The 21,894-nt window shown below is 35.7% G+C and carries 18 protein-coding genes, 1 tRNA gene, 1 other RNA gene and 1 pseudogene; 20 read left to right on the top strand and 1 reads right to left on the bottom strand.

Annotated features, from left to right (window positions below; all coding sequences use genetic code 11):
* The first annotated feature begins 50 nt into the window (after positions 1–50).
* From gpsB to MKX45_RS09465, 4 genes are all read left to right on the top strand, one after another.
* A complete protein-coding gene (gene gpsB / locus MKX45_RS09480; protein ID WP_003129453.1) occupies positions 51–437 on the top strand; it encodes a cell division regulator GpsB in 387 nt (128 codons plus the stop codon).
* Positions 438–571: 134 nt separating this feature from the next.
* Positions 572–955: RNase P RNA component class B (gene rnpB, locus MKX45_RS09475), an RNA gene on the top strand.
* Positions 956–1,070: 115 nt separating this feature from the next.
* Positions 1,071–2,225: a THUMP domain-containing class I SAM-dependent RNA methyltransferase gene (locus MKX45_RS09470; protein WP_003129451.1), complete on the top strand. Its 1,155-nt coding sequence runs from the start codon at positions 1,071–1,073 to the stop codon at positions 2,223–2,225.
* Positions 2,226–2,372: 147 nt separating this feature from the next.
* Positions 2,373–4,376, top strand: a complete 2,004-nt coding sequence (locus MKX45_RS09465) for a cell division site-positioning protein MapZ family protein (protein WP_139008505.1) — start codon at positions 2,373–2,375, stop codon at positions 4,374–4,376.
* Between the two features lie 200 nt (positions 4,377–4,576).
* Here the strand turns inward: MKX45_RS09465 and MKX45_RS09460 are convergent, their stop codons facing one another.
* The gene (locus MKX45_RS09460; RefSeq protein WP_057720067.1) at positions 4,577–5,665 is read right to left on the bottom strand and encodes a M24 family metallopeptidase; all 1,089 of its coding nucleotides are present in this window, start codon (positions 5,663–5,665) and stop codon (positions 4,577–4,579) included.
* Between the two features lie 214 nt (positions 5,666–5,879).
* Between MKX45_RS09460 and ccpA the strand changes: the two genes are divergently transcribed.
* The 16 genes and pseudogenes from ccpA to uriT all read left to right on the top strand — a co-directional run bounded on the left by ccpA (position 5,880) and on the right by uriT (position 21,879).
* On the top strand, positions 5,880–6,878 hold the full coding sequence (gene ccpA, locus MKX45_RS09455; RefSeq protein WP_128267556.1) for a catabolite control protein A: 999 nt from the start codon (positions 5,880–5,882) through the stop codon (positions 6,876–6,878).
* A gap of 138 nt (positions 6,879–7,016) precedes the next feature.
* Positions 7,017–7,982, top strand: coding sequence for an NAD(P)/FAD-dependent oxidoreductase (locus MKX45_RS09450; RefSeq protein ID WP_057720064.1), 966 nt, complete (start codon positions 7,017–7,019; stop codon positions 7,980–7,982).
* Positions 7,983–8,141: 159 nt separating this feature from the next.
* Entirely contained in the window at positions 8,142–8,702 is a 561-nt protein-coding gene (locus MKX45_RS09445; RefSeq protein ID WP_057720062.1) for a CvpA family protein, read from the top strand.
* Between the two features lie 44 nt (positions 8,703–8,746).
* Positions 8,747–11,077 carry an endonuclease MutS2 gene (locus MKX45_RS09440; protein WP_017864836.1) on the top strand — a complete coding sequence of 777 codons (2,331 nt, stop codon included), beginning with the start codon at positions 8,747–8,749 and terminating at the stop codon, positions 11,075–11,077.
* Positions 11,078–11,173: 96 nt separating this feature from the next.
* On the top strand, positions 11,174–11,488 hold the full coding sequence (gene trxA, locus MKX45_RS09435) for a thioredoxin (protein WP_003129442.1): 315 nt from the start codon (positions 11,174–11,176) through the stop codon (positions 11,486–11,488).
* A gap of 243 nt (positions 11,489–11,731) precedes the next feature.
* Complete coding sequence (locus MKX45_RS09430) at positions 11,732–11,935, top strand: DUF2969 domain-containing protein (protein WP_010906074.1); 204 nt, start codon at positions 11,732–11,734, stop codon at positions 11,933–11,935.
* 94 nt (positions 11,936–12,029) lie between these two features.
* Positions 12,030–12,101: transfer RNA gene (locus MKX45_RS09425), tRNA-Gln, on the top strand.
* Positions 12,102–12,197: 96 nt separating this feature from the next.
* Entirely contained in the window at positions 12,198–12,878 is a 681-nt protein-coding gene (aroD, locus tag MKX45_RS09420) for a type I 3-dehydroquinate dehydratase (RefSeq protein WP_015426838.1), read from the top strand.
* Between the two features lie 197 nt (positions 12,879–13,075).
* Positions 13,076–14,371 carry an adenylosuccinate lyase gene (purB, locus tag MKX45_RS09415; protein ID WP_015426837.1) on the top strand — a complete coding sequence of 432 codons (1,296 nt, stop codon included), beginning with the start codon at positions 13,076–13,078 and terminating at the stop codon, positions 14,369–14,371.
* 133 nt (positions 14,372–14,504) lie between these two features.
* Entirely contained in the window at positions 14,505–15,488 is a 984-nt protein-coding gene (locus MKX45_RS09410) for a LacI family DNA-binding transcriptional regulator (RefSeq protein WP_039115737.1), read from the top strand.
* 10 nt (positions 15,489–15,498) lie between these two features.
* Positions 15,499–16,401: a ribokinase gene (rbsK, locus tag MKX45_RS09405; protein WP_010906072.1), complete on the top strand. Its 903-nt coding sequence runs from the start codon at positions 15,499–15,501 to the stop codon at positions 16,399–16,401.
* 21 nt (positions 16,402–16,422) lie between these two features.
* Positions 16,423–16,821, top strand: coding sequence for a D-ribose pyranase (gene rbsD, locus MKX45_RS09400; protein ID WP_015426834.1), 399 nt, complete (start codon positions 16,423–16,425; stop codon positions 16,819–16,821).
* A gap of 18 nt (positions 16,822–16,839) precedes the next feature.
* A pseudogene (locus MKX45_RS09395) lies at positions 16,840–18,318 on the top strand (sugar ABC transporter ATP-binding protein).
* Positions 18,319–18,359: 41 nt separating this feature from the next.
* Positions 18,360–19,262 (top strand): ABC transporter permease, encoded by a 903-nt coding sequence (locus MKX45_RS09390; RefSeq protein ID WP_003129433.1) that lies wholly within the window; start codon positions 18,360–18,362, stop codon positions 19,260–19,262.
* Between the two features lie 11 nt (positions 19,263–19,273).
* On the top strand, positions 19,274–20,248 hold the full coding sequence (locus MKX45_RS09385) for a substrate-binding domain-containing protein (RefSeq protein ID WP_057720056.1): 975 nt from the start codon (positions 19,274–19,276) through the stop codon (positions 20,246–20,248).
* Between the two features lie 200 nt (positions 20,249–20,448).
* On the top strand, positions 20,449–21,879 hold the full coding sequence (gene uriT / locus MKX45_RS09380; protein ID WP_340817108.1) for a uridine transporter UriT: 1,431 nt from the start codon (positions 20,449–20,451) through the stop codon (positions 21,877–21,879).
* The last annotated feature ends 15 nt before the right edge of the window (positions 21,880–21,894 follow it).

Genomic DNA, 21,894 nt, shown 5'->3' with positions numbered 1-21,894 from the left:
ATCTGTTATCATAAGTATGGACATTTTATAATGATGATGAAGAGGTAAAAATGCCGACATTTAAATTTACGCCTAAAGATATCTATGAAGCAGACTTCTCTACAAAGATGCGTGGTTACGATAAAGAAGAAGTCGATGAACTCCTTGATGATGTTATTGCTGATTATGAAACTTATCAGACTGAAAACTTGCGTCTTCAAGAGGAAAATGAGTTTTTGAAGAAAAAGATTGCTGAATTAGAAATGCAAGTTTCTAAACCAAATCAAGCAAATCTTGATGATACACAACGCTTTGACCCTAACCAAATTCTTCAAGCACGTTCAAGTAAACCAAAAGTGGAAATGCGTAATCCAAGTAATTTTGATTTACTCAAACGAATTAATCGTTTAGAACAAGCTGTATTTGGACCTAACGGCATTGCTAGTGAAAACAACTAAGAAAATATAAAATTGAAATGTTTTATGTTCTGCATTAGGTTTAGCAATGAGCCTATTTGCAAACTTCACAAGATGTGAAGGCAAAGATTTTGGTAAATGAACTTTATTGTTCTGCTTAATTTTTGATAAAAACAGTTTTCGGATAATCGCGCGATTTTTTTGTAAATCGTGAGGAAAGTCCATGCTCGCGCGTTGCTGAGATGCACGCAGTGATTGTGCTAGGTCAAACAATAAACCTAGGTAGGAGCGTCATGCCTAACGGCTGGCCAAAACGCTAAGTCTTTTGATATGCGTGAGTAGCCTGTAAAAGTGCCATAGAGACGAGTCTTAGAGGAAACTCTAAGAATGGAACGTGGTAAACCCCTCAAGCGAGCAACCCAAACTTATGGTCGGGGCACTTGACTAGCCAAAATGAAGGCGTGGTCGAGGCTGAAATTAAGAATTTTGGCAGACAGATGATTATCGAAGGGGAGATTCACGAATGTGAATTGAACTGGAACAAAACATGGCTTATAGAAAACTGTATGACACAGGCTGGGGCTTTTAGCCTCGGCTTTTTTTGATAAATAATGTTTAATTGAAATAGATAGAATTATCTCTGCTCATTTTATGCAGAGAATGGAAAGTTAAAAAATGCAAAAGAAATTCAAGTTATTAGCAACTTCTTCAAGTGGTTTAGAGAGTTTAGTTGCTCGCGAACTTCGTAATCTGGAAATTGAAAATGTTTCAATTGACGACCGTTCACGTGTCTTCTTTGAGGGAAATTTGGCAACAATTGCTAAGGCGAATCTTTGGTTAAGAACGGCTGACCGTGTAAAAATTGTAGTTGGGGAATTTAAAGCTAGAACATTTGATGAATTGTTTGAAAATGTTTATGCGCTTCCCTGGGCGGAGCTTATTCCTTTTGGAAGCCAATTTCCTGTCAGCAAAGCTAAAGCAGTGAAATCAACTTTACATAATGAGCCGTCAATTCAAAGTATCACTAAAAAAGCGATTGTCAAAAAATTACAGACGACTTATCATCGTCCTGAAGGTGTTCCAATTCCTGAAAATGGAGCTAAATTTTCAATTGAGATTGCTTTACACAAAGATATGGCAACTGTATTGATTGATACGACTGGCGATTCTTTATTTAAACGAGGCTATCGTTCAGAAAAAGGAGAAGCTCCTTTGAAAGAAAATATGGCAGCTTCGATTATTTTATTAACCAATTGGTTAGCAAATCCTCGTCGTGCTTTTGTTGATCCTACTTGTGGTTCTGGAACATTTACAATTGAAGCAGCAATGCTGGCTTTAAATATGGCACCAGGAATGAATCGTCCATTTGCTTTTACTGCATGGCCTTGGTTTGATGAAGAAATTTTGAAACAAGAAAAAGCTTTGGCCAAAAAACAAATTCGTACAGATTTAGAATTGGATATTCAAGGTTTTGACATTGATGGAAAAATGATTGAAATTGCAAAACATAATGCACTTGCGGCAGGCCTTTCAGATGTGATAAAATATAAGCAAATGCGACTTCAAGATTTTAGAACTGATAAGCTTGACGGTGTCTTAGTTTCTAACCCGCCTTATGGAGTGCGTTTGGAAGATGAAGAAGCTGTTGCAGCTCTTTATGGTGAAATGGGTAAAACTTTTGCGCCACTAGAAACTTGGAGTAAATACATTTTGACGAGTGATGTCGCTTTTGAAAAGCATTATGGGGCAAAAGCAACTAAAAAACGCAAACTATATAACGGAACACTTAGAACAGATTTGTATATGTATTTCGGAAAACGTATGAAATAAATTTAACTGACAGAACAAAAAGCTATTACTAAAACAAAAAAATTTTAGTGATGACGGCTGTCAGTAAAAATTCAGACGAGTTTGAGCAACTCTCGTTGTCTGATTCACCATTTTATTGGAATTGTGGGAATCTTATTCGGAGGAAAAATGTCAAACAAAAATAAAAAAAATAGAAACAAAAATAAAAATAACAATAATAAGCCAAAAAATGAGCAACAAATTGGTGAAAAAACTTTGAAACTTCAAGATTTACAAGATTTTACCGTAGGGCAAATTGTTGAAGAATCAAAACGTGTTGATAAAGAAAATGAAGAAAATGAGTCTGTTTTAGATAAATATATTCGTCAGCACCGTGGAGAAATTGAAGAAGCCAAAAGTAAAAATTTGGATGAATTCATTCAGGCAGAACGTACAAATATAGAAGTTCCGGTTGAAGAAGAAAAAGAAGCTAAGTCAGAAAAACTTCAAGAAGTTTCCAAAGAGGAAATCGACGAGAATGATGAATTAGCAGCTTCAAAAATTGAAACTGAAAAAGTTACTGACAGTTCTGGTTCTGATTTGTCAGCAGAAAATAAAGACTTAGAAGTTGCTGACAAGGAAAGCGAAGAAACTAAAAAATCAAAAAATGATTTAGTTTTAGATCCAGTTGTGATGGTCGACGCTCCTGTCAGTACTTTGCCAGAGCAAAAAGAAGCTCCACAAGTTGAAGAAGTCAAGAAAACTGAACCAACTGACGAAGAAGAAGCCGAAAGTCCACAAGATGAGAAGGTAGTTGCTGCACCAGTTATGATGTCAGCAAACGAAGTTCCAATGGACGAGCCAAGTGAACCAGAAATTTCTGAAACTGACGCTGACACTAAAACTGATTCAATAATTGACGAAAAATCAGAAATTGAACCAAAAGTAACAGAAGAACCAGCAGAAGAAATTAAATCTGATTCAAAAGAAGATTCTACTGAAAATAATCAAGTCCTTGAATCGGGAGCTGAGGAAAAAGTGACAGAGTCACCAAAAGAGACAAAAAGTGATATTCCTGATAAAGTTATTACTGCTGAATCAGTTTCACCTCACTTACTAGCTGAAACAACATCCTTTAAAGCAGATAAAGTAGAAGAAAATGCGGCAAAAATTACTGACGAAAAGTCAAAAAATCGTAAAAAACCAATCATTATTGGTCTATGTGCAATTGTCTTAATTGCAGCTGGAGCGATTGGGTTTGCTCAATATAATAGTCATCAAAAAGGGAAAACGGTTCAAACTTCTCAAAGCAGTCAGAGTGATTTAGATAAATATCAGAAACAATACGATGCTTTTTTCATTGACAAATCACATACTATTTTGAGAAATAGTCAATTTAGCAAGTTATCAGCTCTTGAAACTTTAGTTGATGCTCACAAAAATTCCATGGCATGGTCAAATGCAGTTTCTGATACAGAAAGCCTAAAAGACCAAATTAATGCGATTAAGAAAGTGAATGCTCTCTTTACTAGCGCAGCAATTACTGACGGAAAAATTGATTCAGCAGCTAAAGTAGTGGCAAATGTAAAAGTTCCAGAAACTCCTAAAACAACCAATGAAACCCTGAATAAATTACTGACACAAGCCATTGATTTAGCTAAGAGCCAAGTTGCCAAGGAAAGTTCAGCTAAAGCGTCTGCAAGTGCAGCAGAAGCTAAAGCGAATCAAGGAGCTACTAGCCAAAGTTCTACATCAAGTACAGCTAGTCAAAGCAATTCTACGACGACTCCTTCGTCAGCAGCTTCAGCAGGTTCAAGTACAAATGCCAGCACAAGTAGTAATACTAATGGTTTGAGTAGCAACGGAGTTAATTTAGAAGTATCAGCAGCACGTGTCCAACCTCAAGCTGGAGTCAACACGAATGATCCTGCTTTCACATGGGGAGCTGGAATTAAAGAAATGGTTCTGAATAAAGCCCGTGAACGCGGCTATATTACAGGAGATAATTATATTTTAGTTCCAACAGCGATTCATACAACCAATGGTTCCCAAGGTTTCCCAGCCGGAATTGTTAGTGGTTATTACAATCTTTATGCACCAGATGGTCGGTATTTAGTATCAATCAATGCTAAAACAGGTTTCTTTGTTGGTAATGGTTCTGGTCATGCTGATAACTTAGATTATGACGCTTAGAAAATAAAAAATAATCATCATTCAGATGATTATTTTTTTTACTGACAGAAACTTACTGACAGAAACTTACTGACAGAAACTTACTGACAAAAAACTTACTGACAAAAAACTTACTGACAAAAAACTTACTGACAAAAAACTTACTGACAAAAAACTTTCGCCAAAATCAGCGAAAGTTTTTACTTTTATCAATTAATCGATTAGAAAATTAATAAGTCATGGTCAGTATGAGTGAAACTTTCACAACCATTTTCTGTTACGTAAAGACAGTCTTCAATACGCACACCTACTTTACCAGGAATATAAATTCCAGGTTCGTTAGAGAAACACATTCCTTCTTGAATTACGAGGTCATTTCCGGCAACAATAGATGGATATTCGTGAACGTCCATTCCGATACCATGTCCAAGGCGGTGATTGAAATATTCACCATATCCTGCTTTAGTAATTAAATCACGAGCAACAGCATCAACTTCATGTGCAGTTACACCAGGTTTAATGAAGTCCATGGCTGCTTGTTGAGCTTCCTTAACGATTTTATGGATTTCAGCATCAAAGTCATTAGGTTGACCAATTGCGATGGTACGTGTCGCATCAGAAGCATATCCGCCACTCATGACACCCAAGTCAAAGAGCAAAAGTTTATTTTCTTGAATTTCAACATTTTCAGGTGCACCGTGTGGATTAGCAGCGCGAGCTCCTGATAAAACAAGCGTGTCAAATGACATCTGTGGAACACCCATACGTTTCATTTCGTATTCAATTTTTGCAACGATATCAGATTCAGTCACACCATGACGTTCAGCAGCAGTGGCAAAACCAATTTCAAAACACTTGTCAGCAAAATCACCAGCAACTTTCATTTTTTCAATTTCATCTGCTGACTTAATCAAACGCATTTGTTCAATCAAAGGAGTCAAATTCACAAAATTAACATTACCAAATTGTGCTTTTAAGCCTTCAGTTTTAGCTAAAGGAATATCTGAAAATTCAACCGCAATTGATTTAACTTCGGATTTCACATGATTTTTAACAACTTCCCAAGGGTTTTGAGAATCTTCGTATCCGAAAATATCCAGACCACTTGTGTGTTCTTTAGCTTTTTCCACTTCCAAAGCAGGAGTAAATAACATCGGAGTTGAATCTCTAAAAATCATCAGCCCAGCAATTCGTTCATGGGGATCAATTGCTAGCCCTGTTAGATAATTTAGAGTTGTCGGATTAGTGATGAAAGTCATATCGACTTCCTTGTCATTCAGAAAAGCTGAAATACGTTCAATTTTGCTCAAAATGGTTCCTCCAATATTTATGAAAATGAGTTTCTTAAATTCTCGTGAAAATAAAAAACACTATATCCCCTATTCTACGCTATTTTTATTAAAAAATCACGTAAAAAAACATAGCTGAAGGTTGAAAAGGTTTACAGTTAATGATATAATTTGTAAATGAAAATGGTTTTCATAAATACTATGAATAAAAAGAAAAGAAAGAGGATAGCCAATTATGGTAGAATCAACAACAACAATTTATGATGTGGCACGTGTCGCCGGAGTGTCAATGGCAACCGTTAGTCGTGTTGTAAATGGAAATGCAAATGTAAAGGAAAAGACGCGCCAGAAGGTCTTAGACGCTATTGCTGAGCTTGACTATCGTCCTAATGCAGTTGCGCGTGGACTTGCAAGTAAACGTACAACAACAGTTGGTGTTATCTTGCCAACCATCACTTCAACTTACTTCGCAGCGATTACTCGCGGAGTCGATGATATCGCTTCCATGTATAAATACAACATGATTTTAGCTAATAGTGATAATGATGTTGAAAAAGAAGAAAAAGTTTTAGAAACTTTCTTATCAAAACAAGTTGATGGAATCGTTTATATGGGTTCATCTTTAGATGAAAAAATTAGAACTTCCCTCAAAAATTCAAGAACACCTGTTGTTTTAGTTGGAACAATCGATGGAGATAAAGAAATTCCATCTGTTAATATTGATTACCATTTGGCTGCTTATCAATCAACTAAAAAATTGATTGATAGCGGAAATAAAAAAATCGCTTATATCATGGGTTCATTGAAAGACGTTGAAAATACAGAACGTATGGTTGGTTATCAAGAAGCTTTGCTTGAAGCAAATATTGAATTTGATGAAAACCTCGTTTTTGAAGGTAATTATAGCTATGAACAAGGAAAAGCACTTGCTGAACGTTTACTTGAGCGAGGAGCAACTTCTGCAGTAGTATCACATGATACAGTAGCCGTTGGACTCTTGTCTGCAATGATGGATAAAGGAGTGAAAGTTCCTGAAGATTTCGAAATTATCTCAGGTGCAAATTCACCAATTACTCAATATACATATCCAACTTTAACTTCTGTTAACCAACCCCTTTACGATTTGGGAGCAGTAGCAATGCGTCTTTTGACAAAATTAATGCTTAAAGAAGATGTTGAACAAAATCAATTAGTTTTGGATCATGAAATCTTTTCTCGTCGTTCTACCAAATAAAAAATCAAGCCCTTTTGAGGGCTTTTTTTATTTAAAGTAAAAAGTATTTGACATTTGAGAGAAAAGTCGCAATAATAGAGAGATGATAAAAAGAATTTATTCAATAGATTAAATGAATAAATTGTTAAGGAGTTTGATATGCAAGAATTAGATTTAATTATTGTTGGAGCAGGTCCTGTTGGTCTATATGCGGCTTTTTACGCAGGAATGCGCGGTTTATCAGTTGCAATAATTGAATCAGCGCAAGTTCCAGGTGGTCAACCCCAAAATCTTTACCCTGAAAAATTAATCTACGATATTGCTGGCCTACCAGCAGTGACAGGGGCAGATTTGACAAAAAATCTTTTAGAACAACTAGCACAAATCTCTCATCGATTATTTCTTGGGGAGAGCGTTCAAAAAATTGAAAAAGAAGAGGGGATTTTTTCTGTAACTACTGATAAATCAACCAGAAGAGCCAAAGGCGTTTTGTTGACGACTGGTGCCGGCCTTTTGAAACCTCGAAAGTTAGGAATTGATAACGAAGAAACTTTAGCCAATGAAGGAAAAATATCTTACTTTATCACTTCTCTAAAAGAGTTTGAGGGAAAAAATGTTGCGGTTTTTGGTGGAGGAGATTCGGCTTTAGATTGGTCATTAATGCTTGAAAAAGTAGCTAAAAATGTTCATTTGGTTCATAGAAGAACTGCTTTTCGTGGTCATGAAATTACAGTTGACCGAGTGATGAATTCTAATGTTCAAGTTCATACGCCTTATACTTTTTCAAATTTGATTGAAAATGAATTAGAATTAAAAAAAGTAAAATCAGAAGAAAGCTTGAACTTTTCGATTGATAAAATTTTGGTTAATTATGGTTTTTTAACAAATCAAGTGACTTTAGCTGAGAACTTAGAAGTCAGTCGTAATGGTCGTGTTAAGGCCGATTCAATGATGCAATCCAATATTGAGGGACTTTATATCGCAGGAGACGCAAGTGATTATCCGGGGAAAATGCCCTTGATGTCCGTTGGTTTTGGTGAAGCAGTCCATGCGATTAATGCCATGACGAAAAAACTTGAATTTGACCACCCACTTAGAGGGGGACATTCTTCATCCATTTTTTAAAATAAAAAGCGTATTCTAAATAGGGGTACGTTTTTTTTATGAAATACGGTATAATAGAGAAAGAAAAATGACTTGAACTTAGCTTCATTAATAAAAATGAGCCAAGTTTTATGAGTGCTTTGTTTAAAAAGCAAAATAAAAGTAAATTGGGAATGTTTGATGATATTAAATTTGATTATTTTAGTAGCCTTGGTTTGGGCTTTCATGGTTGGTTACTCACGAGGCTTGATTTTACAAGTCATCTACAGTTTTGGTACGATTATTGCGGCCTTCATTGCAGCCAGTAATTATAAAGAATTAGCACAAAAATTGAGTATTTGGGTTCCTTTTTCAAATGCCACAGAAAACTCACATCTCTTACTTTTTAGTGATAAACTTCTTTTTCAACTCGATGATGCTTTTTATGCGAGCATTTCGTTTTTAGCAATTTTTATTGTCGTTTATGCTATTATCCGTCTTATCGGTTTATTTTTACATTTTGCACTTAGTCCTCTGGGAAGAAATGGAAAAATCATTGCTGGAATTTTAGGATTTGCGGCGACTTATTTTGGTTTACAAATGGTCTTGATGGTCTTGAGTTTGGTTCCTATTGCAGCGGTTCAAAGTCAACTTGATGCTAGTATTCTAGCTCGTTTTATGGTTTTACATACACCGATTTCATCAGGAATCTTGCAAAACCTTTTTATTGAAAATATTGTCCACATTAATCCTCTAGGATAGTGCTAGGGGAGAAATCTACAGATACAACTTGAAATTTAAATAGAATGAATAAAAAAATTCTCCAAATATTGGAATATGATAAAGTCAAAGAACAGTTCATGAATGCTTTGACGACAGCGCAGGGTCAACAAGAATTAAAAGATTTAAAACCTTTGACAGATAAGGAAAAAATTCAGCTCCTTTTTGATGAAGTTGCTGATTTTCGCTTATTGACCCAAGAAAATGGCCTATTAAATTTAGGAAAAACAAATGATTTAACAGAAATACTCAGACGTCTAGAGCTTGAAGCCAGTCTTTCAGGCAAGGAATTCGTTGAAATAAAAAAAGTGATTCAATTAGGAATTAATATTCAACGCTTTTTTGATGAAGCTGAAAATGTTGAAACACCTTCACTAGCTATTACTTTGGAAAAATTGGTTGATTTATCAGCATTAGTCAAAAAATTAGAAATTTTTGATAATGCGGGAAGTCTTTATGATAATGCTAGTCTCGAATTGATGCATATCCGTGCTTCAATCAAGAGTCATCAATCAGAAATTCGGAAAATCATGCAGGAAATGCTGACCAAAAATCTCTCATCTTTGAGTGAAAATGTCATCACTATCCGAAATGACCGACAAGTGCTTCCTGTAAAAGCAGAAAACAAAAATAAAATTGCTGGTGTAGTTCATGATATGTCTGCTTCAGGTCAAACGCTTTATATTGAACCAAATGCGGTTGTTTCATTAAATAATAAACTTAATCAAAAGAGAATTGAAGAACGCCAAGAAATCACAAGAATTTATCGTGAGCTTGCTAGTCAATTAAAACCTTATAGCTTTGATATAAGACAAAATGCTTGGCTGATTGGTCATATTGATTTTGTTCGTGCCAAGTATCTTTATTTAGCAGCGAATAAAGCGACACTTCCAGAATTAACAACCGATAAAGATATTACCCTTTTTGCAGCTCGCCATCCTTTGATTGAAGCAAAAATAGTTGTGGCAAATGATATTAAATTTGATGCAGGGCTCAATACGATTGTTATTACCGGTCCAAATACGGGTGGGAAGACCATTACTTTGAAAACAGTTGGTCTGTTGACAATATTGGCTCAATCCGGTCTGCCAATTTTAGCAGCTGATGGCAGTCGAATTCATCTTTTTGATGATATTTTTGCCGATATCGGTGATGAGCAATCCATTGAGCAAAGTTTATCAACTTTCTCAAGTCATATGACTAATATTGTTCATATTTTAGCTCAAGCAGATGAAAATAGTTTGGTCTTGTTTGATGAACTTGGGGCAGGAACTGATCCAAAAGAAGGAGCGGCTCTTGCAATTGCTATACTGGAAAATTTACGTGAACGAAATGTGAAAACCATGGCAAGTACTCATTATCCTGAGTTAAAAGCTTATGGGGTCGAAACGCAACGAGTAATCAATGCAAGTATGGAATTTAACATTGATAAAATGCAACCCACTTATCATTTGCAACTGGGAGTGCCTGGGCGTTCAAATGCCTTGGAGATTTCTAGAAGATTAGGTCTGCCAGAAACTATTATTTCAGTAGCCAGTCAACAAATTTCTGACAGTGAGCATGATGTCAATCAGATGATTGAAAAGTTGGAAGAAAAAACGCGTGAAGTGATTGAAAGTTCAAGAAATATAAAAAAAATTGAACGAGAAAATCAAAGTTTACATAAAGATTTGACGAAAGTCTATAATCAAATTAATCGCGAGCGCGAGTTTGAATTAGAAAAAGCACAAAAAGAAGCTCAAGAAGTAGTTAAAAAAGCGAGTCTTGAAGCGCAAGAAATTTTGAAGAATCTCAATGATAAAGCAGCGTTGAAACCACATGAAATTATTGCTGCTAGAAAAGAACTTGAAGGTTTGGCTCCAACCATTGATTTTTCTAAAAATAAGGTTTTGAAAAAAGCGAAAGCACAAAGAGGACTTAAGCAAGGGGCTGAAGTTAATGTCACTTCTTATGGTCAGCGTGGTAAATTGATTCGTTTAGAAAAAGATGGACGTTGGACAGTTCAAATGGGTTCAATCACGACTCGTTTAAATGAAGATGAATTTGAAGTGATTGAAAGTCCAGAACAAATTCAAGCCAAAACTAAAAATGTCAGCAAGAAGGTGACTTCTAAAGTCAAAGCTCAACTTGATTTACGCGGGATGCGTTATGAAGAAGCAGAACTGGAATTGGATAATTATATTGACCAAGCTCTACTTGCAAATTTGATTCAAATTACGATTGTTCATGGGATTGGAACGGGTGTTATTCGAGAAATGGTACAGAAAAAACTTCAAAAACACCGTCATATTAAATCTTATGAATATGCACCAATTAATGCTGGTGGCTCTGGAGCAACGATTGCTATTTTGAAGTAAAATAATAAATTTCTCAAAATCTATTTTCTTGAAATTTTAAGTGAATTACACTAGAATAGTCTTACTGAAGAAAATTATTTCAATGAAGGAGATAAAATGGAATATAATATTACTGATGCAACGTTTGATGAAGAAACAAAAGAAGGGCTTGTTTTAATTGACTTTTGGGCAACTTGGTGTGGTCCATGTCGTATGCAAGCGCCAATTTTGGAACAACTTTCAGAAGAACTTGACGAATCAGAACTTAAGATTTGCAAAATGGATGTTGATGAAAACCCAGCAACAGCTCAAGGATTTGGCATTATGTCTATCCCAACATTGATGTTCAAAAAAGATGGTGAAGAAGTAAAACGCATTGTTGGTGTTCAAACAAAAGCACAACTTAAAGCCGTTATTGCTGAATTATCATAATAAAAATTACTGACAGAACTTTTTTCTTCTTGAAATAAAGTTTGTCAGTATTTTTTTATATTCAATTCTAGTGAAAAGTTCTGTCAGTAAAAGAGAGTGGAAGTATGGTACATACTGACAAGTCTGTCAGTAAAATGAGCGTGACAAAAAGCTTTTAAAATGATATGATTGAGAAAGAAAAATTTCAAAGAAAATAGGGATTTGGAAGGTCAAAAAGACTTTTCAAATTTTGAGGAGTTTAATATGTCAAAGAAAAAAGATACTGAACTTGAAATTATTGATACAGCTGACGGAGCTGTCATTAAAAGTGGAAAAAAAACAATCGCCGAAATTAAAGAAAAATCAGGAAATTTTGTCATTGTTTTTTCAGGTAAAGAAATTGCTACAGTGACTTCTTTTGAAGCAGCTCTTGAGGAAGCAATTATGGCCTATAATCTTTCGATTTAAAGATTTATTTGTGATTGATTTGAAATTTCTAAGTTATAACTTGAAATTAATAAGATAATTTGTTAAAATATTTCTTGTCGTCATAAAACAATCTTGGGGTATAGCCAAGCGGTAAGGCAAGGGACTTTGACTCCCTCATGCGTTGGTTCGAATCCAGCTACCCCAGTAAAAAAACGTAAAAGGAAACGCCGTTTCCTTTTTTCTTTTTGCGAAAATATGCTAGAATAGGGGAAAGCATTTATGAAAATGTAAGGAGAAGTTTATGAGAAAAACAAAAATTGTTGTTCCAATCATGCTGACAGAGTTAGCAGAGCTTGAGAAAGTTTCTGTCAGTGATTATCGAACAGCAGATATTGTTGAATGGCGTGCCGATTTTTTGTCAGCAGATGAAATTTTAGAGATGGCTCCTAAATTCTTTGAAAAATTTAAAGAAAGTAAGATTTTATTTACTTTAAGAACAGTCAGAGAAGGCGGAAATATTCAAGTTTCTGAAAAAAAATATTTACAGATTTTACAAGAAATTTTGACTTACAATCCCGCATATATCGATGTCGAATTCTTTACGCACGGCCCTTCATTTGCCGCTTTGAAAGATTTTCGGGATAAAATGGTACTCTCTTATCATAATTTTGATGAAGTTCCGTCCGATTTAACCAATCGGTTGATTAAAATGCACGAAGAAGGAACTGCCTTTGTTAAAGTTGCTGTGATGCCAGAACGTGAATGTGATGTTCTTGATTTATTACAAATCACTCGTGATATGACTTTAGAATACGGTGAACATTTTATCAGCATGGCAATGGGTGACTTAGGGCGACTTTCAAGAATTTCTGGTTATTTGACTGGTTCTTGCTGGACTTTTGCAAGTTTAGACAATTCTAGTGCGCCTGGGCAAATTTCTCTCAAAGAAACAGAGTATATTTTGGATATCTTAGAAAAATAGAAAAATGATCTGGTCAGAGATATTGTTCGGTTATGACAGATAATTTTTTTACTTTTATTTGGACCAGTAGAATGGACCAAATGCTTTGTCAGTGAAAATGTTATAATAGATAATGAAAAAGGACGCTTTGTTCATTAGAAATTAAAAATAGGATTAATTTACTGACAGCTATTCTGTCAGTAAAAAAGGAGAAAAAAGTGGTTATTAGCCGTTATTCACGTCCAGAAATGGCAGAGATTTGGTCAGAAGAAAACAAGTATAAAGCATGGCTTGAAGTCGAAATTCTTGCAGATGAAGCTTGGGCAGAGCTTGGGGAAATCCCAGCAGCAGATGTGAAAAAAATTCGCGAAAATGCAACTTTTAATGTTGAACGCATTCTTGAAATTGAAAAAGAAACACGTCATGACGTGGTAGCTTTCACACGCTCTGTCAGTGAATCATTGGGTGAAGAACGCAAATGGGTTCATTATGGTCTGACATCAACAGATGTCGTTGATACAGCTTATGGTTATCTTTATAAACAAGCTAATGATATTTTGCGCAATGACCTAAAAAACTTCGCAGAAATTGTTAAAAATAAAGCTTTAGAGCATAAATACACAGTAATGATGGGTCGAACTCACGGCGTTCACGCTGAACCAACAACTTTTGGCTTGAAATTAGCCACTTGGTACAGCGAAATGAAACGAAACATTGAACGTTTTGAACATGCTGCGAAAGCTGTTGAAGCTGGGAAAATTTCTGGTGCTGTTGGAACATTTGCTAATATTCCTCCATTTGTTGAAGCCTATGTTTGTGAAAAATTAGGGACTCGTCCACAAGAGATTTCAACGCAAGTCTTACCACGTGATTTACATGCAGAATACTTCCAAACGTTGGCACTCATTGCGACATCAATTGAACGCATGGCAACAGAAATTCGTGGATTACAAAAATCTGAACAACGTGAAGTTGAAGAATTCTTTGCTAAAGGTCAAAAAGGATCGTCAGCAATGCCACACAAACGTAACCCAATTGGTTCTGAAAATATGACAGGTTTAGCCCGCGTCATTCGTGGACATGCAATTACAGCTCTTGAAGATGTTAGTCTTTGGCATGAACGTGACATTTCACACAGTTCTGCTGAACGTATCATTGCACCTGATACAACAGAATTATTGGATTATATGTTGAACCGCTTTGGGAATATCGTTAAAAACTTGACTGTTTTCCCAGAAAATATGAAACGAAATATGGATGCGACTTTTGGCTTGATTTACAGCCAACATGTCATGTTAATGTTGATTGAAAAGGGAATGACGCGTGAAGCAGCTTACGATTTAGTTCAGCCTTTGACTGCACAATCTTGGGATGAACAAGTGATGTTTAGACCATTGCTTGAAGAAAATGAACAAATTCGTCAGTATTTGAATGATGAAGATATTGATAAAGCTTTTGATTACAATTATCATTTAACAAGAGTCGATGAAATTTTTGACCGTGTCTTTGATTAATAAGAAAGCCTACTAAAAAGTAGGTTTTTTTGTTATTAAAACGAAATATAAAAAGGATTGACAAATTTAATGAAAACGGATACAATTGTAAATGTAAATATGAGAACGTTCCCACATGTGAAAGGAGGAAGTAATGACAACCATCAAACAAGTTGCGCTTGAAGCAGGAGTTTCAAAGTCCACTGTTTCACGTTTTATTGCTCAGAATGGCTATGTAAGTGATGAAGCCAGAGAAAAAATTGAACGAGCAATTAAAAAACTAAATTTCAGACCCAATCTTTCTGCCCAATCTTTAAAAACGAAAAAGAATCAGCTTGTTGGACTATTATTGCCAGATATCTCCAATCCTTTTTTCCCAATGCTAGCCAAAGGAGCAGAGGAATTTTTAAAAGAAAAAGGTTATCGTGTGATGCTCGGAAATATTGGTGAAAAGAATCAATCTGAGCAAGATTATTTGAAAGTTTTGATTCAAAGTAATGCTGCTGGCATCATTTCAACCCATGATTTTAAAGAAGACTTTCCTGATTTGGATATTCCAACTGTAATCGTGGACCGAGTAGGCCATAAAAGTAACTATGGTGTTTTTTCGGACAATGAGTCAGGTGGACGATTAGCAGCAAAAGTGATTGTAACAGCAGGAGCAAAAAAAGTTGCTGTAGTCAGCGGTCCTTTGAATGCCACAAATATCAATAATCGTTTTAAAGCAAGTATTGCTTATTTAAAAGAAAAACAAGTTGATTTTAAAGCTTTTTACAGTCAAAGTTATGATTTTGAAGAAATTCAGAAAGAGGCGAGAGAAGTGCTTGCCAATGAAGAAAACTTTGATAGTATCATTGCACCATCGGATATTCATGCCATGGCTTATATCCACGAAATTCATCGGTTAAATAAGAAAATTCCTGAGGATATTCAAATTATTGGTTATGACGATATTCAAATGAGCCAATTCATTTATCCAGCACTCTCAACCATTCATCAATCTGCTTATCAGATGGGGCTTGAAGCTGCTCAACTTATTTATAAAATCGCGACTGACCAAGTAATTGAGAAGTCTAAAATTGAACTCCCTGTTCATTATGTAGCGCGTGAAACAATTCGACAAAAGAGAAAAGAATGAGGAAAAATTAATGACAAAAGTAAGTGTTATAGGAAGCATTTCAATGGATTTAGTCACAAGGACTAACCGAGTGCCAAATGCTGGAGAAACAGTATTTGGTGAAGATTTCGCTATGGTTCCCGGTGGAAAAGGAGCGAACCAAGCCGTTGCTTTTGCCAGACTTTCTCCCAATGAAGTAAGTATGATTGGAGCAGTAGGCAAGGATGCTTTTGGTGAGAGTATTTTGCAAAACTTCAAAGAAAATGCAGTTCTTTTTGAAAATGTGGGAACGGTACCACAAACAACAGGGATTGCTCAAATTACTCTCTATGATGACGATAATCGTATTATTATTATTCCAGGTGCTAATAATGAAGTTCTACCAAGTTATCTAGCAGACCTTTGGGAGAAAATTAAAGAAAGCCAACTTGTTATTCTACAAAATGAAATTCCACATGAAACAAATCTAGCGATTGCTAAATTCTGTAAAGAAAATGCGATAAAAGTTCTTTATAATCCAGCTCCAGCAAGAAAAACAGATTTGGAAATGATTGATTTTGTTGATTATATCACACCGAATGAACACGAATGTAAGGAACTTTTTCCGAATTTAGCACTTGAAGAAATTCTCAAAAAATATTCAAATCGTCTGATTGTCACCTTAGGAAGTGAAGGAGTCATTTTCCACGATGGAGAGACTCTTCAAAAAATTCCTGCCATAAAAGCTAAGGTTGTAGATACAACTGGTGCAGGAGATACATTCAACGGAGCCTTTGCCTTTGGTTTGACTGAAAACTTATCAATTAGTGATTCTATCAGATTAGCTGTCGTTGCTTCTCATTTATCTATTCAAAAATTTGGTGCACAAGGCGGGATGCCAAAGCTATCAGAAGTTAAAGCAAAATTAAAAGAACTTGAAATTAATCTCTACTAAAAAAGAAAGAGAGTTAAATTTATGAAAAAAGAAGGAATACTTAATAGTGAATTAGCAAAAATTGCTGACGATTTGGGCCATACTGACCAAGTTTGTATAGGAGATTTAGGACTACCAGTACCAATAGGTACCCCCAAAATTGATTTAGCCCTGACCAGAGGAAAACCCAGTTTTCAAGAAGTTCTGGACATCTATTTGGAAAATATTTTAGTTGAAAAAGTCTATCTTGCTGAGGAAATAAAAGAAAATAATCCTGAACAGTTAGCGATTTTACTGACAAAATTATCAGCAGATGTTGAAATAGTTTTTGTCAGTCATGAGACCTTAAAATTAATGAATCATGAGGTCAAAGCAGTGGTGAGAACAGGAGAAAATACACCTTATTCAAATATTATTTTACAATCAGGTGTCGCTTTGTGAAAAAGGAGGAGGTCAATTTTGAAAATAGAAATGAAGAACATTTCTAAATCATTTGGAACGAATAAAGTTCTTGAAGCAATTGATTTAACGATTAATTCAGGAGAAGTTCATGCCTTAATGGGAGAAAATGGGGCTGGAAAATCTACTTTGATGAATATTCTAACTGGTCTATTTCCAGCTTCTGGTGGGGAAATTGAGATTGACAGTGAAAAGAAAATTTTTAAAAATCCTCAGGAAGCAGAAGGATTTGGAATTAGTTTTATTCATCAGGAAATGAATACTTGGCCTGATTTAACAGTCTTAGAGAATCTTTTTTTAGGACGAGAGATAAAAAATAAATTTGGTATTTTAGATACGAAGGCCATGCGAAAAAAAGCAAATTTTGCTTTTGAACAGTTGGGAGTAAAAATTGATTTAGACAAAGAAATTGGTAATTTATCAGTTGGTCAGCAACAAATGGTTGAAATAGCTAAAAGTTTTTTGTCTGATTTAAAAATTTTGATTATGGATGAACCAACAGCAGCATTGACCGAAAGAGAAACAGAAAGATTGTTTTCAGTTATTGCTGGTCTTAAAAATCAAGGGGTTGGAATTATTTATATTTCTCATCGAATAAAGAAATTTTTAAAATCACAGATTGTGTAACTGTCATGCGTGATGGTCTAGTCATTGATACGCAAAAGACGAAAGAAACCAATGTTGATGAATTAGTTAGAAAAATGGTTGGTCGGTCAATTACAGATTACTATCCCCAAAAAAATGCTGAAATTCGAGAAATTGTATTTGAAGCCGACCATTTATCGGCAGAATTTTTTAAAGATATTTCATTTTCAGTTCGTTCAGGTGAAATTCTCGGATTTGCAGGACTCATGGGAGCTGGTAGAACTGAGGTCATGCGAGCAATTTTTGGAATTGATAAGCTAAAAATCAGGCACGATAAAAATTAATGGAAAGAGTCTAACTATCAATAACCCGGCACAAGCAATCAAAGAAGGAATTGGCTTTTTAACAGAAGACCGAAAAGATGAAGGACTTGTTCTTGATTTCTCAATAAAAGATAATATTACTCTTCCGAGTACAAAGGATTTTATTCATCATGGCCTCTTTGACGATAAAACAGCAACAACTTTTGTTAAGCAACTCTCTGAGCGTCTTAATGTTAAAGCGACAGATGAAGAACAAATAGTTGGTTCTCTATCTGGAGGAAATCAACAAAAAGTTGTCCTCGCCAAATGGATTGGCATTGCGCCAAAAGTTTTAATCTTAGATGAACCAACACGAGGAGTCGACGTGGGAGCCAAGCGTGAAATTTATCAATTAATGAATGAACTTGCTGAACGTGGTGTTCCAATTATTATGATTTCAAGTGATTTACCCGAAATTCTTGGTGTTGCAGACCGAATTGCAGTGATGCATGAAGGAGAAATAGCAGGAATTTTAGCCAAAAATGAAGCAACACAAGAAAATGTGATGCAGCTCGCAACAGGAGGACAATAAGTGTGAAAGCTCTATCTCAAAAATTCAGTTCTTTAACGACAATGATTGCTCTGATTGTTTTGATGATTATCATTACGTGTATCAATCCCAACTTTATGACGGCAAACAATTTGCTAAATTTACTCTTACAAGTCACGGCTAATGGATTTATTGCCTTTGGGATGACCTTCGTAATTCTAACTTCAGGAATTGACCTGTCAGTTGGCGCAATTTTAGCCCTTTCAAGTGCAGTGTCCGCAGGTTTTATAGCCCAAGGAATGCCTTTACCGCTAGCAGTAGTCTGTGCGTTAATCATTGGTGCTTTTCTTGGAGCGATCAATGGTGCACTTATTGCCTATGGGAAATTGGCCCCTTTCATTGTAACTTTAGCTACTCAAATGGTTTACCGCGGAGCAACCCTTGTTTTTACTGATGGTAATCCAATTACTAAACACATGGATGGCTATTTCTTAGCCTATATTGGACAAGGTTATTTACTGGGTATTCCTTTCCCTGTTATTTTAATGATTCTTGTTTTCATTGTTTTATGGATTTTGCTTCATAAAACAGCCTTTGGTAAATCAGTTTATGCTTTGGGTGGTAATGAAAAAGCTGCTTATATTTCAGGAATTAAACTAAATAAAGTAAAAATTGCCATTTACACTTTATCTGGAGCAATGTCCGCAATTTCTGGTTTAATCATCAGTTCTCGTTTGTCATCAGCAACGCCACAAGCAGGATCTGGCTATGAAATGTATGCAATCGCTGCCGTTGTCCTTGGGGGAACCTCTCTAATGGGAGGGAAAGGGCGAATGTTTGGAACAATGATTGGGGTATTAATCATTGGTGTTCTAAATAATGGCTTAAATATAATTGGTGTGTCAGCCTTTTGGCAACAAGTCATCCAAGGATTAGTTATTCTCGTTGCAGTTCTTATCGATGTCATTCGTAGCAAACGGAAATAGGAGAGTTGAACATGAAATTAGTAAAAAAATTAACTTTTGCTTTTGTAGCTACTTTAGCAGTCTCAACTTTGACCGCATGTAGTCTTTATACCGGCATTCCAGGCCGTGATGGAAAAGAAAAAGTAGAAGAGGTAACGCATAAGAAACCAAATGAATTAAATATTGGTGTTTCTATTTCGACAACAAACAATCCTTATTTTGTTTCAATGAACAATGCGATTAAATCAATGGCCAAAGAAAAAAATACAAAATTAACGGTTTCTGATGCCCAAAATGATTCTGCAACACAATTAAATAATGTTCAAAATTTCATCAGCCAAAATGTGGATGCGATTTTAATTAATCCTGTAGATTCTGATGCCATTGTTCCAGCCATTAAAGCAGCCAACAATGCGCATATCCCAGTGATTGCAATGGATAGAGGTTCAAATGGTGGAACAGTTTTAACAACCGTTGCCTCTGATAATGTGGCCGCTGGAAAAATGGCAGCTCAAGCCGTTGAAAAATTGGTTGGGAAAAACGTAAAAGTTCTGGAACTTTCTGGAACACCAGGAGCTTCGGCAACAATAGACCGTGGTAAAGGATTTAATAGTGAAGCTAAGACCTTAGGTTTAAATATATTATCCAGCCAATCAGCTAATTTTGACAGAACAACTGGTTTAAATACCACTCAAAATATGCTCCAATCTCATAAAGACGTCCAAGCAATCTTTGCGCAAAATGATGAAATGGCACTGGGAGCAGCTAAAGCTGTGCAAGCCACCGGACAAAAAATAGCCATTTTTGGAATTGATGGTGAGTCTGAAACACATGATGCTATAAAAGCAGGGACAATGACCGCAACGATTGCTCAACAACCGGCTAAAATTGGTGAAATGGCTTTGCAAGCTACCTATGATTATTATCAAGGTAAAAAAATAGCACATATGATAAATTCGCCAATCTATCTTGTGGATAAAGATAATGTTGATGAGCACCAATGGTAGTATAAAAACAAAAATTCTGTCGCTAGGACAGAGTTTTTTTATTTTTAAAAATAAAGATGAATAATGAATAAAAATATAAATTTGTCCAAGTGACATTTTTAAACTTCGCAAAAAGTAAAATTTATAATATAATAGATAGCTGGGGCTCTTTTAGGTTTGTAAAACTAAAAAGAGTTTATCCTCTAAAAAAAGGAGAAAAAATGGGAGAAAATACTGTTCCTCAAAAATCTAGTGATAATGCGGGTTCAATAGTGGCTTTAATGGTGGCCCTATTGGTAGCAATCTTTGCTTTTCAGCTCAATGCTTCAATGCTCTCGCCTGCTTTGGTTACCATGCAGACCCAATTACACACGACAGCTTCGTCTATAGCACTAACACAAACCATCTTTTTTACAGCTGCGGCCTTATTTGCTCTATTTTTGCCTCGTTTGGCGGATTTGATTGGACGAAAAAAAGTTCTAATTGGAATGCTTACTTTGACAATGATTGGTTGTCTTATCTCAGGATTTGCTACAAATGTGGGGATTTTGATGATTGGTCGTATTTTACAAGGTGCTGCTGGCCCTGTGGTTCCGCTTTGTTTAATTATTCTGCATGTGAAAGTGCGTGATGAGAAGAGATATGCAAAATTAATGGCCATACTCACTTCAATCAATGGTGGAATTGCTGGGGTTGATGCATTAGCAGGTGGTTGGCTAGTAAGTCATGGTGGATTTCGTTCTGTATTTTTTGTTATGGGAATTACTGCGGCACTTGCTATTCTTTTAGTAAGTTTTGGAACGCAAGAGTCAACTGCAAAAGATAGACCAAAAATGGATTGGAGCGGAGTCATTCTTTTAGTATTGGCAATGGGTGCGCTCTTGAGTGCGGTGAATGCCTTGCAAGGAAGTTTTGGAAATCTTGGACTTCCTAATTGGCTTTTAGCTTCAGTCTTGGCTCTTTTAGGTTTGATTTGTTTTGTTGGATTTTGGCAAGTTGAAAAACGAGTGAATCATCCAATGGTTCCTATTCATTATTTGAAACAAAGAAGAACTTGGGGGTTATTAATTACAACTCTCCTAACGATGACTGGTGTCTTTGCAATTATGAATGGTATTATTCCAGCTTTGGGTCAAGATGGTAAGTTTGGTTTGGGACTTGGGGCAGATATGGTTTCTCTTGTTACCCTTACTCCTTATGCGCTTGCTGGCTTATTCTTTGGACCTGTTTCAGGATTCTTGGCTGCTCGCTTTGGCTTTACAAAAGTCCTTCGGGTTGGACTTTTAACGACGATTATCGGTATTGGTTTGGCCGTTGTTGGAGTGCTACAACCTTCAATCTGGCTTTTATTGTTGGTATCTACCTTCATTGGGATTACCTATGCTGGAATAACAAATATTATGTTAAATGGTCTGGGAATCGTGCTTTCACCAGAGGATAATCCAGGTTATCTTCCGGGCTTAAATGCAGGAATGTTTAATTTAGGAGCTGGTATCAGTTTCATTATTTTGTACGCAGTGCCAACGCTTTTACATACCAGTGTTGGTGGAAGTAGTTCTGGTTATATTTCTGGAATTGTCACAGGATTGATTCTTGTTATTATTGCTTTCTTTACTTCATTTTCAATTCCAGATTCTAAAAATGTAAAATAAATTAGTTACTTATAA

Origin of the sequence: Lactococcus sp. FSL W8-0209 (assembly GCF_038006585.1) — a bacterium.
GTDB lineage: Bacteria > Bacillota > Bacilli > Lactobacillales > Streptococcaceae > Lactococcus > Lactococcus lactis.
This window is presented reverse-complemented; position numbering and strand designations above follow the sequence as displayed.

What these genes read in the sequence shown, in the direction of transcription:
- gpsB (WP_003129453.1), top strand. Translation starts at nt 51, where the DNA reads ATGCCGACATTTAAATTTACGCCTAAAGATATCTATGAAGCAGACTTC.
- MKX45_RS09470 (WP_003129451.1), top strand. Translation starts at nt 1,071, where the DNA reads ATGCAAAAGAAATTCAAGTTATTAGCAACTTCTTCAAGTGGTTTAGAG.
- MKX45_RS09465 (WP_139008505.1), top strand. Translation starts at nt 2,373, where the DNA reads ATGTCAAACAAAAATAAAAAAAATAGAAACAAAAATAAAAATAACAAT.
- ccpA (WP_128267556.1), top strand. Translation starts at nt 5,880, where the DNA reads ATGGTAGAATCAACAACAACAATTTATGATGTGGCACGTGTCGCCGGA.
- MKX45_RS09450 (WP_057720064.1), top strand. Translation starts at nt 7,017, where the DNA reads ATGCAAGAATTAGATTTAATTATTGTTGGAGCAGGTCCTGTTGGTCTA.
- MKX45_RS09445 (WP_057720062.1), top strand. Translation starts at nt 8,142, where the DNA reads ATGATATTAAATTTGATTATTTTAGTAGCCTTGGTTTGGGCTTTCATG.
- MKX45_RS09440 (WP_017864836.1), top strand. Translation starts at nt 8,747, where the DNA reads ATGAATAAAAAAATTCTCCAAATATTGGAATATGATAAAGTCAAAGAA.
- trxA (WP_003129442.1), top strand. Translation starts at nt 11,174, where the DNA reads ATGGAATATAATATTACTGATGCAACGTTTGATGAAGAAACAAAAGAA.
- MKX45_RS09430 (WP_010906074.1), top strand. Translation starts at nt 11,732, where the DNA reads ATGTCAAAGAAAAAAGATACTGAACTTGAAATTATTGATACAGCTGAC.
- aroD (WP_015426838.1), top strand. Translation starts at nt 12,198, where the DNA reads ATGAGAAAAACAAAAATTGTTGTTCCAATCATGCTGACAGAGTTAGCA.
- MKX45_RS09410 (WP_039115737.1), top strand. Translation starts at nt 14,505, where the DNA reads ATGACAACCATCAAACAAGTTGCGCTTGAAGCAGGAGTTTCAAAGTCC.
- rbsK (WP_010906072.1), top strand. Translation starts at nt 15,499, where the DNA reads ATGACAAAAGTAAGTGTTATAGGAAGCATTTCAATGGATTTAGTCACA.
- rbsD (WP_015426834.1), top strand. Translation starts at nt 16,423, where the DNA reads ATGAAAAAAGAAGGAATACTTAATAGTGAATTAGCAAAAATTGCTGAC.
- MKX45_RS09390 (WP_003129433.1), top strand. Translation starts at nt 18,360, where the DNA reads ATGATTGCTCTGATTGTTTTGATGATTATCATTACGTGTATCAATCCC.
- MKX45_RS09385 (WP_057720056.1), top strand. Translation starts at nt 19,274, where the DNA reads ATGAAATTAGTAAAAAAATTAACTTTTGCTTTTGTAGCTACTTTAGCA.
- uriT (WP_340817108.1), top strand. Translation starts at nt 20,449, where the DNA reads ATGGGAGAAAATACTGTTCCTCAAAAATCTAGTGATAATGCGGGTTCA.